Raw genomic sequence first — 12,000 nt, 5'->3', positions numbered from 1 at the left:
TTCAACCTTAGGGGGCGTCGTACCGGCGCCCCCTTCGCTTTCCGAGAGGGTGCCGCTGCACCATGAAGTACGACCATCTGCTGGCCGACGCGTCCCCCACTCCCTACTGGCTCGACACGCACGACCGCCCCGGAGCCCTGGAGGCGTTGGCCGGCCGGACGGTCGCCGATCTCGTCGTCGTCGGCGGCGGCTACTCGGGGCTGTGGACGGCGCTGCGTGCGAAAGAACGCGATCCCGACCGGGACGTGGTGCTGCTGGAGGCGAACCGGATCGGCTGGGCCGCCTCCGGGCGCAACGGCGGGTTCTGCTCCTCGTCGCTGACCCACGGCTACGACAACGGCGAGTCCCGGTGGCCCGACGAGATGGACACCCTGGAGCGGCTCGGGCACCAGAACCTCGACGAGATCGAGGCGACGCTGGAGCGCTACGGGATCGAGTGCGATTTCCGGCGCTCCGGGGAACTGGCGGTCGCGACCGCCGAATGGCAGGCCGAGGAGCTGGCTTCCGCGGAGACGTCGGAGGACGTCGTGTTCCTGGACCGCGCGGCGGTGCAGGCGCAGGTGGCCTCGCCGACGTACCACGCCGGGCTGTGGGACAAGACCGGCTGCGCGATGGTCGATCCGGCGCGGCTGGCGTTCGGGCTGCGGGACGCGTGCCTGCGGCTCGGGGTGCGGATCCACGAGAAGTCGCCGGTTTCCGTGCTGGAGCGCGACGACCTGCGGATGCGGGTCGCGACCGACAACGGCGAGGTGCTGGCGCCGAAGGTGGCGCTGGCGACGAACGCCTTCCCGAGCCTGCTGAGGCGGGTGCGGCCGTTCATCGTCCCGGTCTACGACTACGCGCTGATGACCGAGCCGTTGTCGGAGGCGCAGATGGCGGCGATCGGCTGGGAACACCGGCAGGGCATCGGCGACTCGGCGAACCACTTCCACTACTACCGGCTGTCCGCGGACAACCGGATCCTGTGGGGCGGCTACGACGCGGTCTACCACTTCGGCTCGAAGATCTCCTCGCGGCTGGACCAGCGGCCGGAGACCTTCGACAAGCTGGCCGGGCACTTCTTCGAGACGTTCCCGCAGCTGGAGGGGCTGAAGTTCATGAACAAGTGGGGCGGCGTCATCGACACGTGCTCGCGGTTCTGTGCCTTCTTCGGCACGGCCCACGGCGGCGCGGTGGCTTACGCGGTCGGGTACACCGGGCTCGGGGTCGGGGCGACGCGGTTCGGCGCCGACGTGATGCTCGACCTGCTGTCGGGCGCGGAGACCGAGCGGACCTCGCTGAAGATGGTGCGGAGCAAGCCGGTGCCGTTCCCGCCGGAGCCGTTGAAGTGGTTCGGGATCACGGTGACCAGCAACGCCCTGGGGCGTGCCGACGGCAACGGCGGTCGGCGGAACCTGTGGCTGCGGACGCTGGACCGGTTCGGGATGGGGTTCGACTCCTGAGAGCGCGGCGCCCCGGGGAGCCGGGGCGCCACGCGGCGGTTCAGGGGTTCGTTACGCGGCCGCGAACACCGGGCTGTTGTGGTACGCGGCGATCAGCCACCGGCCGTCGCGCTTCTCGAAGACCCAGGTGGCGTTCACCTTGCGGGGGTCCGGGACCGCGGTCTCGCCGCCGAACAGGATGCCGGACTCGGTGACGGCGATCGCCGCGTCGCCGCCGACGAAACGGAGGCTCAGTTGCTTGTTGTAGGTCGAGGTGTCCTTGAGCGGGCCCTGGAAGGCCAGGGCCATGTTCTCGCGGATCACCTCGCGGCTGTCGCGGAGCGAGCCGGTCATGATGGCGGTGGCGTCGGCGGTGTAGTCGGCGACCATGGCGGTGGCGTCGCCGGCTTCCCACGCCTTGTAGGAGGCGGTCAGGACCGCCTGGATCGCTGCCGTGTCCGCGTCACGATTGTCTGACATGGGGTTCTCCTTGTCGGTGGATCTGTCGGAGATACATACCGGCGGCGAGGTTCGGACTCATCGCACCTCGGCCGATCCGCCTGATCCGCCTGATCCGCCAGGCTGTCAGCCTTTTCGCCACATCGCCTGACAGCCTGAGCGTTGTCGGGCCCGTCCTCCCGTCGCAGACTCATCACTGAGGCCGAACTCATCCCAGACATCCCCTTAAGGAACGCCATGACCAAGCACGTCACCCACTGGATCGACGGCCATGCGTGGGAGGGCGCCACTGCTCGCCACGGCGATCTGCACGACCCGGCCACCGGCGCCGTCACCGGATCGGTGGACTTCGCCTCGGTGAAGGAGGTCGACGACGCGGTGTCGGCGGCCGCGGCGGCGTTCCCGGCGTGGCGGGCGGCGTCGGTGGCCCGGCGCACGACGGTGCTGTTCGCGTTCCGGGAGCTGCTGAACCAGCACAAGGACGAGCTCGCCGCGCTGATCGTTGCCGAGCACGGCAAGGTGCACTCCGACGCGCTCGGCGAGGTCGCGCGCGGGCTGGAGGTCGTGGAGTTCGCCTGCGGCATCGGGACCATCCTCAAGGGAGCGTTCACCGACTCCGCCTCGACCGGCGTCGAGGTGTACTCGCTGCACCAGCCGCTGGGGCCGGTGGCGATCATCTCGCCGTTCAACTTCCCGGCGATGGTGCCGATGTGGTTCTTCCCGATCGCGATCGCGGCCGGGAACACGGTGGTGCTCAAGCCGTCGGAGAAGGACCCGTCGGCGTCGGTGTTCATGGCGGAGCTGTGGAAGCGCGCGGGGCTGCCGGACGGCGTGTTCAACGTCGTGCACGGCGACAAGGTGGCCGTGGACCGGCTGCTGGAGCACCCCGACATCCACGCGGTGTCCTTCGTCGGCTCCACGCCGATCGCCCGCTACGTCTACGAGAACGGCACCCGCTACGGCAAGCGCGTGCAGGCCCTGGGCGGCGCCAAGAACCACATGGTGGTGCTCCCGGACGCGGACCTGGACCTGGCCGCCGACGCCGCGGTGTCGGCCGGCTTCGGCGCCGCCGGCGAGCGCTGCATGGCGGTGTCGGTCCTGGTCGCGGTGGACCCGATCGGCGACGAGCTGGTCGCCAAGATCACCGAGCGGATGGCGAAGCTGAAGGTCGGCCCCGGCTGCCTCCCGGACAGCGAGATGGGCCCCCTGGTCACCGGCGCGCACCGGGACAAGGTCACCTCCTACCTCGACGCGGGCGTCACCGCCGGCGCCGACCTGGTCGTGGACGGCCGCGAGCACGCCATCGGCGGCGCCGAGGCCGGCATCGACACCGGCAACGGCTTCTGGCTCGGCCCGACCCTGTTCGACAAGGTCACCTCCGCGATGAGCATCTACACCGACGAGATCTTCGGCCCGGTCCTGTCCGTGGTCCGCGCCCCCTCCTACGACGAGGCCCTGGCGCTGGTGAACAGCAACCCCTACGGCAACGGCGTGGCGGTGTTCACCAACGACGGCGGCGCCGCGGCCCGCTTCCGCGACCAGGTCGAGGTCGGCATGGTCGGCGTGAACGTCCCGATCCCGGTCCCGGTGGCCTACCACTCCTTCGGCGGCTGGAAGGCCTCCCTGTTCGGCGACACGCACGCCTACGGCCCGCACGGCGTGCACTTCTTCACGCGGACGAAGGCCGTCACGCAGCGCTGGCTGGACCCGAGCCACGGCGGCGTGAACCTCGGGTTCCCGACGAACGCGTGAGGTGGGGCGTCGGCTCCCGCGCGGGTGGTTCGCGCGGGGCCGACGCTTTGGGGGTGGGGTGCGCTCAGCCGGTCGCCGCTTGGTCCGAGGTGCCGTTCCCGGGCAGGGCCGGTTGGTGGACCTTGACGGTCGCGGCCTCGGGGACGGCCTTCAGCTCGACCGAGAGACGCAGGCCGAGCGCAGCCGCGATACGTTCCAGCACGGGCAGCGTGGGAGTGGTCCCGCCGGCTTCGAACCGAGCGATCGCGGGCTGGCGCATGCCGGTACGTTCGGCGAGGTACGTCTGACTCCAGCCGAGTTCTTCGCGGCGTGTCCGGACCGCTTCTCCGAGATCGAAGCGAAGCCGGGCCTCGGCGTAGGCGGCTTGGAACTCTGGGTTCGCGGCGTTCTCTTGGCGAAGATCGGAGAGCGTTCTACGACTCGTCACGCGACTTCCTCCTCGTCGGCCGTGTGATTCTCGGTCTGGCACCGGATTATCGCCCGCTTGGCGCGGAGGACTTCGGCAGCCTCGTTGCTTCGTGTCTTACGGAACACGGTGAGCAAGATGACGCGTCGATCGGCGGCGATCCAATAAGCGACCCGCTGCTGCACACTTCCACAGTGGAAGCGCAGCTCCCAGAGCTTCCCGTCGAGTGGACGGGCGTACGGCATCCCCAGAGACGTCCCGCGCGCTTCGAGCAGCTCGAAGTGGAAGAACGCCTGCGCTCGTCGTTGCGGGTCGAGCTTGTGATACCACTCGTCGACCTCCGGTTCCAGCTCCACTCTACCCCATGCCATAACAGCGATGGTATGGACATAGGTGATCGGCGGCAGCGGCGGCAAACCCGATTTCGCCTGAATGAGCGACAGTGTCATCTGCGGCCACTCCGCGCCGGGGCCGGAGACCCCGGCTTCCCGCCGCACACCTGAACCCGCAGGAAAGTATCAGCTCTCGAACAATCCGTGTGCCGGAACCCAGGACAATCCAGCCCCCGCACGTCCTCCGTGTCGGAGTGCGACCGATTTCGGTGGTTTCAGTGTGATGATCCGCATATAGCAGCCTCTGCGGTGTGAGACTCACAGTGCGGGCCCTGATGGGGGGCTTCACAACAACACGGAGGACTGAATGTCTTTTGTGACCAAGACCCTGGCGACGACCGCGACGGTCGCCGCCCTCATTCTCGCCGGCGCCTCGGCCGCCAGCGCCGACGTCAACTCCAGCGGTACCAACATCGGCACCACCTCGGGCTCGACCTCCGGCAACAGCGGGGTGGGGACCGGGAACGTCGTGCAGGGCACCGGCGGCAACGTGACGCAGGGCGCCGGCAACGTCGTGGGCAACCACGACGTGGTCGGGAACGGCGACGGCGTGGTGATCAGCGTCGTCGGCTGGCAGGGGGGCTGGGACGGCGGCTGGAGCGACGGCTGGCACGGCTTCTGGCACCACAACTGCCACTACGGCCTGGACTAGTACCAGCGGCGGCCTCGCCTGAAGAATTCTGAGCGAGGACTCTGCTGACAGCAGCGGCTTCGGCGACCCGCCGGGGTCGCTGCTGTCGTGTTCGAAGGGTGAACGGCACTGGCGGCGGGCCCCGATACCACCGCGTGCCCGGCCGTCAAGGTGCGTGAACTCAAAACTCCCCCTGCCGGTCCATCGTCCCTTATCAGTGGCACAGTCGGAACCCTTTGCCCTACGTTCGACAGGTGACGCAGACGACGACGTACCTCCGTTACCCGCATCTGTCCGGATCGACTCTGACCTTCGTCGCCGATGACGACGTGTGGGTCACCGACTTGCCAGGCTTCGCCGCTTCGGCCCGCGCCTCGCGGGTCACTTCCGACCGCGTCCCGGTCAGAAGGCCCTTGCTGTCGCCGGACGGTTCGCGCCTGGCGTGGACGTCCTCGCGGGAGGGCGTCGTCGAGGTGTTCGCGCAGCCGGTCGAGGGCCCGGCGGGCCACCGGCTAACGTACTGGGGCCATCCGCGCACCGAGGCGATCGGCTGGGCGTCGCAGGACGAGGTGATCGTGCGCGGCTGGGGCGGCCACGGCCACCGCTTCTACAACTTCGCGCACACCGTGCCCTTCGAAGGCGGCCACCCGGCCCGGCTCCCCTTCGGCAACCTGAAGGCCCTGGCCTTCGCCGAGCCCGGCGCGGAAGGCAGCCCTGCGGTCCTGAGCCGCTTCTACGCAGGCAACTCCTACCTGTGGAAGGGCTACCGCGGCGGCGCCACCGGCCAGCTGTGGATCGACCGCGAGGGCACCGGCGAGTTCGAGCGCTTCCTGGCCGAGGTCGAGGGCAACCTCGGCGACCCGATGTGGTTCGACGGCCGCGTGGTCTTCCACTCCGACCACGAGGACGGCGTCGCAGAGCTCTACTCCGCCCTGCCGGACGGCACCGACCTGCGCCGCCACACCACCGGCGAGGGAGGCTACTACCTGCGCCACGCCGCCACCGACGGCGTCCGCATCGTCTTCCAGCGCGCCGGCCGGCTCTGGCTGATGGAAGACCTCGAAGACGACCCGCGCCCGCTGGACATCCGCCTCCCCGGCGCGCGCCGCGCCGGCACCCCGCGCCCGATCGACGCCGCGAAGCACCTCGGCGCCGTCAGCCCGGACCACACCGGCCGCGCCAGCGCCGTCGAGGTCCGCGGCACGGTGCACTGGCTGACCCACAAGGACGGCCCGGCGCGCGGCCTCAGCGTCGAGGAGGGCACGCGCAGCCGGCTGCCCGTCGTGCTCGGCCGGACCGGGCAGGCCGCGTGGGTCATCGACGCCGCGGGGGAGTACTCGATCGAGATCGCGGCCACCGACGGCTCGCAGCGCCGCCGCGTCCTCACCGGCGAGTTCGGATACGTCAACGAGCTCGCCGCCTCCCCGGACGGCAAGCACCTGGCCGCCACGACCCGCGACAACAAGCTGCTCCTCGTCGACGTCGAGGCCGGCACGCTGCGCGTGGTCGTCGACGGCGAGGGCAAATTCCGGGCGATGCCGCGCTGGGGCATGAACTTCGCCTCCGACCCGACGTTCTCGCCGGACTCGAAGTGGGTCGCGTGGAGCCAGCGCTCGGACGTGCCGGACGCCTGGCAGATCCGGGTCGCCGACGTCGCGAGCCTGGAGACGGTCGACGTCACCGAGCCGCGGTTCCGGGACTGGAACCCGGTGTTCACCGCCGACGGCAAGCACCTGGCGTTCCTGTCGTCGCGGACGTTCGACTCCTACGAGGAGGACATGTACTTCGACTACTCGTTCCTCCCCTCGACCCGGCCCTACCTGGTGCCGCTGGCCGAGACCGAGCCCTCGCCGTTCGACCCCGAGCTCGGCGGGCGTCCGGTGGGCGACGACGGTGACAGCGACCGTGGCGGCGACGGCGACAGCGCGGACAAGAACAAGGTCTCTGAGATCCCGGCCACGGCGATCGACGCCTACGGCATCACCACCCGCGCCGTCCCGTTCCCGGTCGCCTCCGGGACCTACGCCGACCTCGCGGCGGTGAAGGGCGGCGTCACCTGGCTGGCCAAGCCGATCGTCGGCGCTCTGGGCACCCAGCTGGCCGGCTCCGGCAAGGAAGAGTCCCGGCCGGCCCTGATGCGCTTCGACTTCGGCAAGCGCGAGGAGCAGACGCTGGTCGAGGAGCTCGACGGCTACACGGTCTCCGGCGACGGCGCGCGCCTGGTCGTCTCCGACAACGGCGCGCTCTCGGCGCGTCCGGCCGACGAGGCCGACGACGCGAAGCCGGAGGCCGTGGACCTGTCTCGGATCCGGCTGCGGGTCGTCCCGGAGGCCGAGCGCGTCCAGGCCTTCACCGAGGCCTGGCGCCTGCAGGCCGAGAACTACATCAAGCCGGCCATGGACGGCATCGACTGGGAGGCGGCCCGTACCCGCTACCTGCCGCTGGTCCCGGCCACCTCGACGGACGACGACTTCGTCGACCTGCTGTGGGAGCTCCAGGGCGAGCTGCGCACCTCGCACGCCTACGTCGACGCCCCGAAGACGTCCCGCGACGCGGCCCGGCAGCAGGGTCTGCTCGGCGCCGACCTCGCCCCGGACGAGGACGGTGTCTGGCGGATCGTCAGGATCCTGCCGGGCGACAACTCGGTGCCCGCGGCCCGCTCGCCGCTGGCCGCGCCGGGGGTGGCGGCCCGGGTCGGCGACGCGATCACCGCCGTGGACGGCGTCGCGGTCCCCGAGCGCTCCGGTCCGGCCGCGCTGCTGGCGGGCAAGGCCGGCCAGCCGACCGAGCTGACGCTGCGGAACGCGGCCGGCGCCGCGCGCGCCGTGGTCGTGGTGCCGACCGCCGACGAGGTGGCGCTGCGCTACCGGGACTGGGTCGCCGACCGGCGGGCGTACGTGCTGGCCAAGTCCGAGGGCCGGCTGGGCTACGTGCACCTGCCCGACCAGGCCGAGCCGGGCTGGGCCGAGTTCCACCGCGACCTGCCGGCCCAGATCGTCAAGGACGGCGTGGTGGTCGACACCCGCGGCAACCGCGGCGGCATCACCTCCTCGCTGGTGGTGGAGCGGCTGCTGCGCAAGCCGATCGGCTGGGAGTTCGCCCGCGGCGAGCTGCCCGACACCTATCCGCCGTACTCGCCGGTCGGGCCGCTGGTCTCGGTCTGCGACGAGGAGGCCGGCAGCGACGGCGACATCATCAACCAGGCGTTCAAGGACCACGGCGTGACCGTGGTCGGGGCCCGCACCTGGGGCGGCGTCATCGGTATGGACGACTGCTACTACCTGGTTGACGGCACGTTCGTGACGCAGCCGCGCTACGCGCTGGCCTTCGACTCGGTCGGGCTCTACGGCCTGGAGAACCACGGCTGCGAGCCGACCGTCCCGGTCGCCTTCCGGCCGCAGGACTTCGTCGCCGGGGCCGACCCGCAGTTGGACAAGGCGATCGAGATCGCCCTGGACGCGCTGGCGAAGGAGCCGCCGGCGGCTCCGCCGTCGGTACCGGGAGTGTACGAGCACTGATGTCGCAGACCTCGTATCTGCGGTTCCCGCACCTTTCGGGGGACCTGCTGACGTTCGTCGCGGAGGACGACGTCTGGCTCGCCGAGCTGCCCGCCGGTGCGGGCGGCCCGGTGCGGGCCGCGCGGTTCACGTCGGACTGGCAGCCGGTGCGCGGCCCCCGGCTGTCCCCGGACGGCGCGCGGGTGGCGTGGACGCGGCAGCGCGACGGGGCGCCGGAGGCGTACGCGGCCTCGGTCGACGGCGGCACGGCGACGCGGCTGACGTACTGGGCCGACGACCGGACCGACGTGCTCGGCTGGGCGTCGGCCGAGGAGGTGGTGGTGGCCGGGGGCCGACTGCCGCTGCGCGGGGACGTGCGGGCGCACGTCGTCCCCTTCGGCGGCGGCGTCCCGGTGCCGCTGCCCTACGGGACGCTGCAGGGGCTCGCGCTGCACGGTCCCGGCGGCGCGGTCATGACGCGGCGCGGGATCGCGCACGACGCGTCGTGGTGGAAGCGCTATCGGGGCGGCCGCGCGGGCAAGCTGTGGGTCGACGCGGACGGCTCCGGGGACTTCCGCCGGATCCTGCGCGAGCACGAGGGCAACATCGACGCGCCGATGTGGGTGGGGGACCGGGCCGCGTTCCTGTCGGACGCCGGGGGAGTCTCAGAGCTCTACTCGTGTCGGCCGGACGGGTCCGATCTCCGCCGGCACACCGACGAGCCGTCCGGGTACTTCGCGCGGCACGCCGGAACCGACGGCGTGCGCGTGGTGTTCATGCGCGGCGGGCGGCTGTGGCTGCTCGAGGACTTGGAGGGTGAGGCGCGGCCGCTGGAGGTGCGGCTGGCCGGAACCCGAATAGGCCGTACGGAGTATCCGGTCGCGGCGTCGAACAACCTCGGCGGGTTCGCGGCGGACCGGACCGGCCGCGCGGTCGCGGTCACCGTGCGCGGCACCATCCACTGGCTCGCGGCCAAGGACGGTCCGGCGCGGGCGCTCGCGGTGACGCCGGGGGTTCGGGCGCGACTGCCTGTCGTGCTCGGGGAGACCGGGTTCGCCGCGTGGGTGACGGACGCCGGCGGGGAGTGGTCGATCGAGATCGGGCCGGTCGACGCCGACACCGAGGTCGCGGACCGCGAGGTCGTGGTCCGCAGGATCCTGACCGGCGAGGTCACGCGGGTCGCGGGGCTGTCGGCCTCACCGGACGGCGCGCATCTCGCCGTCTCGACCGAGGACAACCGGCTGCTGGTCGTCGACGTCGGGGCCGGCACGGCGCGGGTCGTGGCCAGCGGGCCGCACCACGCCTGGGGCACCCTCGCCGAGGACCCGGTGTTCTCCCCGGACTCGCGCTGGCTGGCCTGGGCCGAGGGCACGCAGGCCGACGGCCCGCGCAAGATCCGGCTCGCGGACGTGGCCACGCTGACCCCGGTCGACGTCACCGACGGCCGGTTCCTCGACTGGAGTCCGGCGTTCACGCTGGACGGCAAGCATCTGGCCTTCCTGTCCAACCGCACCTACGACCCCTACTACGCGGACGAGGTGTTCGACCTCATCTTCGTGCCCGGGGCCCGGCCGTACCTGGTGCCGCTGGCCGCCGACGAGCCCTCGCCCTTCGCGCCCTCGCTTCAGGGACGGCCGATCGGGGAGGACGTGAAGTCGGGTGCTGATGACGACGACGAAGACGACGGCTCCGGCAGCTCGGACGGTTCCGGTGCTTCGGACGGCTCGGACGGCTCGGACAGCTCCGACGGCTCCGACGGCTCCGGCAAGTCCGGCAGCTCCAGCGGCTCCGACCGCGCGCGCAGCCGGGTCGACGTCGAGGGCATCGCGGGCCGGGTCGTGCCCTTCCCGGTCCCGACCGGGGACTACTCGCGGCTGCGCGCGGCCAAGGGCGGCGTGCTCTGGCTGGAGAGCTTCAAGCACGGCGCGCTCGGCGACAGCATGTCGGACCCGTCGAACGAGGCGGACAAGCCCCGGCTGCGGCGCTACGACTTCGGCAAGCGGGACGTGCTGACGCTCACCGACGAGGCGCACTCGTTCGAGGTCAGCGGCGACGGCTGCCGGGTGCTGGTGCGCGACGGCGGGGCGCTGCGGTCGCAGCCCTCCGACGCGCGTCCGGACAACGGCGACCGGGAGCCGCTGGATCTGGAACGGATCCGGGTGACCGTGGATCCGGTGGCCGAGCGGCGGCAGAGCCTGCGGGAGGCGTGGCTGCTGCAGCGCGACTTCTTCTGGCGCGACGACCTCGGCGGCGTGGACTGGCCGGGGGTGTGGGAGCGGTACCAGCCGCTGGCCGAGGCGCTCGCCACCCACGACGACCTGGTGGACCTGCTCTGGGAGGTCCAGGGGGAGCTCGGCACGTCCCACGCCTATGTGCGCGAGACCGGCTACGCCGTCGATCCCGCGCGCCGTCAGGGGCGGCTCGGTGCGGATCTGGAGCGCGACGCGGAAGGACGCTGGCGGATCACGCGGATCCTGCCCGGCGACGCCTCGGTGCCGCAGGCGCGGTCGCCGTTCGAGGCGCCGGGGGTCGGGGCGCGGGTCGGCGACGTGGTGGCGGCGGTCGACGGCCGGCCGGTGGATGCCGGCGTCGGGCCGGGGCCGCTGCTGGCCGGGAAGGCCGGGAAGCCGACCGAGGTGCTGTTGGTGCGGGATGCGGGGGGCGAGGGGGACGGCGCTGACGCTGCTCCGCGCGGGCGTCGCGTCGTCATCGTGCCGCTCGACGATGAACGGCTTCTGCGTTATCAGGCGTGGGTCGCCGAGCGGCGGGCTTATGTGCGGGCGCGCTCCGGCGGTCGCCTGGGCTACGTCCACCTCCCCGACCAGGGGTCGCGCGGTTGGGCGGAGTTCCACCGCGACCTGGCCACGCAGACCGCGTGCGAGGGCCTGATCGTCGACACCCGCGACAACCGCGGCGGCAACACCTCGCCGTTGGTGGCCGAGCAGCTGTTGCGGCGGGTCGCCGGGTGGAAGCTGGTGCGCGGGAAGGTGCCCCGCACGTATCCGCCGGCGGCGGTGCGCGGGCCGCTGGTGTCGGTCTGCGACGAGTACTCCGCTTCCGACGGAGACATCATCAATCAGTACCTGAAGGACCGGGGTGTCCCGATCGTCGGGATGCGGACGTGGGGCGGCGTGGTCGGCATCGACGCCCGCTTCCGGCTGCTGGACGGCACCGCGGTGACGCAGCCCAAGTACATGAACTGGTTCGAATCCGTCGGGTACGGCCTGGAGAACCACGGCTGCTACCCCACTGTCGAGGTCGAATTCACCCCGGCCGACGCCAACGCCGGCCGGGATCCGCAGCTCGACGCGGCCGTCGACCTGGCGTTGGGTGAACTCGCGGAGCATCCCGCGGCCCGGCCCCCGGAGCGCCCCTGGATGTGATCGGCACAGTGGCGGCCGCCTGTCGGTCGCCACTGTGTTCGTGACAACCATGACTATCC

General features: G+C 71.6%; 8 protein-coding genes. 5 read left to right on the top strand and 3 right to left on the bottom strand.

Annotation, left to right across the window (positions count from 1 at the left end):
- The first annotated feature begins 62 nt into the window (after positions 1 to 62).
- Positions 63 to 1,442: an NAD(P)/FAD-dependent oxidoreductase gene (locus ABH920_RS07720; RefSeq protein WP_370348165.1), complete on the top strand. Its 1,380-nt coding sequence runs from the start codon at positions 63 to 65 to the stop codon at positions 1,440 to 1,442.
- A gap of 51 nt (positions 1,443 to 1,493) precedes the next feature.
- Here the strand turns inward: ABH920_RS07720 and ABH920_RS07715 are convergent, their stop codons facing one another.
- The gene (locus ABH920_RS07715) at positions 1,494 to 1,901 is read right to left on the bottom strand and encodes an SgcJ/EcaC family oxidoreductase (protein WP_370348164.1); all 408 of its coding nucleotides are present in this window, start codon (positions 1,899 to 1,901) and stop codon (positions 1,494 to 1,496) included.
- A 216-nt stretch (positions 1,902 to 2,117) separates the two neighbouring features.
- Between ABH920_RS07715 and ABH920_RS07710 the strand changes: the two genes are divergently transcribed.
- Positions 2,118 to 3,632 (top strand): CoA-acylating methylmalonate-semialdehyde dehydrogenase, encoded by a 1,515-nt coding sequence (locus tag ABH920_RS07710; protein WP_370348163.1) that lies wholly within the window; start codon positions 2,118 to 2,120, stop codon positions 3,630 to 3,632.
- Between the two features lie 64 nt (positions 3,633 to 3,696).
- Here ABH920_RS07710 and ABH920_RS07705 read toward each other — a convergent pair whose 3' ends face one another.
- Both ABH920_RS07705 and ABH920_RS07700 read right to left on the bottom strand, forming a co-directional pair.
- Positions 3,697 to 4,059, bottom strand: coding sequence for a helix-turn-helix domain-containing protein (locus tag ABH920_RS07705; RefSeq protein WP_370348162.1), 363 nt, complete (start codon positions 4,057 to 4,059; stop codon positions 3,697 to 3,699).
- Positions 4,056 to 4,487, bottom strand: coding sequence for a type II toxin-antitoxin system RelE/ParE family toxin (locus ABH920_RS07700; RefSeq protein ID WP_370348161.1), 432 nt, complete (start codon positions 4,485 to 4,487; stop codon positions 4,056 to 4,058). The genes ABH920_RS07705 and ABH920_RS07700 overlap by 4 nt, the downstream gene beginning before the upstream one ends.
- A 250-nt stretch (positions 4,488 to 4,737) precedes the next feature.
- Here ABH920_RS07700 and ABH920_RS07695 point away from each other — a divergent pair, with 250 nt between their 5' ends.
- The 3 genes from ABH920_RS07695 to ABH920_RS07685 all read left to right on the top strand — a co-directional run bounded on the left by ABH920_RS07695 (position 4,738) and on the right by ABH920_RS07685 (position 11,941).
- On the top strand, positions 4,738 to 5,082 hold the full coding sequence (locus ABH920_RS07695; RefSeq protein ID WP_370348160.1) for a hypothetical protein: 345 nt from the start codon (positions 4,738 to 4,740) through the stop codon (positions 5,080 to 5,082).
- Between the two features lie 233 nt (positions 5,083 to 5,315).
- A complete protein-coding gene (locus ABH920_RS07690) occupies positions 5,316 to 8,579 on the top strand; it encodes a PDZ domain-containing protein (protein WP_370348159.1) in 3,264 nt (1,087 codons plus the stop codon).
- Positions 8,579 to 11,941: a PDZ domain-containing protein gene (locus ABH920_RS07685; protein WP_370348158.1), complete on the top strand. Its 3,363-nt coding sequence runs from the start codon at positions 8,579 to 8,581 to the stop codon at positions 11,939 to 11,941. The genes ABH920_RS07690 and ABH920_RS07685 overlap by 1 nt, the downstream gene beginning before the upstream one ends.
- The last annotated feature ends 59 nt before the right edge of the window (positions 11,942 to 12,000 follow it).

The organism is Catenulispora sp. EB89 (assembly GCF_041261445.1).
In the GTDB taxonomy this organism is placed as follows: domain Bacteria; phylum Actinomycetota; class Actinomycetes; order Streptomycetales; family Catenulisporaceae; genus Catenulispora.
Note: the sequence above shows the minus strand (reverse complement) of the source record. Positions and strands in the feature narration are given on the sequence as shown.